This is a genomic window from Ligilactobacillus sp. UO.C109 (assembly GCF_026847815.1).
In the GTDB taxonomy this organism is placed as follows: Bacteria; Bacillota; Bacilli; order Lactobacillales; family Lactobacillaceae; genus Ligilactobacillus; species Ligilactobacillus salivarius.
Genome location: NZ_JAPSFH010000056.1, coordinates 1 through 363, shown reverse-complemented (window position 1 = coordinate 363; position 363 = coordinate 1). Strand labels below are relative to the sequence as shown.

The 363-nt window shown below is 44.1% G+C and carries 1 protein-coding gene; it reads right to left on the bottom strand.

Annotated elements, in window-relative coordinates; translation table 11 throughout:
• Positions 1-153: 153 nt before the first annotated feature.
• On the bottom strand, positions 154-363 hold a 210-nt coding region (locus OZJ21_RS09720), incomplete at its 5' end, for a hypothetical protein (RefSeq protein WP_442916322.1).

Here is a 363-nt window from a genome sequence, read left to right as displayed (position 1 = left end):
CTCTAAACCAGCTGAGCTATAGGCCCATAAGCCATTCTTTAACAGAGAGTAAATCTCTGGAAACTAAACAAAGTATTCGATAAATGCACAGGTTCCGTAATTATTCCTTAGAAAGGAGGTGATCCAGCCGCAGGTTCTCCTACGGCTACCTTGTTACGACTTCACCCCAATCAGCACAAGCTCATCCTTAAGCGAAAGCCTAAGCACATCAAGTTCGTTGAGTGAATCCTTGAGTACAAGCTCATCCTTAAGCGAAAGCCTAAGTACATCAAGCAGCTTGAGTGAATCCTTGAGTACAAGCTCATCCTTGAGCGAAAGCTTGAGCACATCAAGCAGCTTGAGTGAATCCTTGAGTACAAGTTC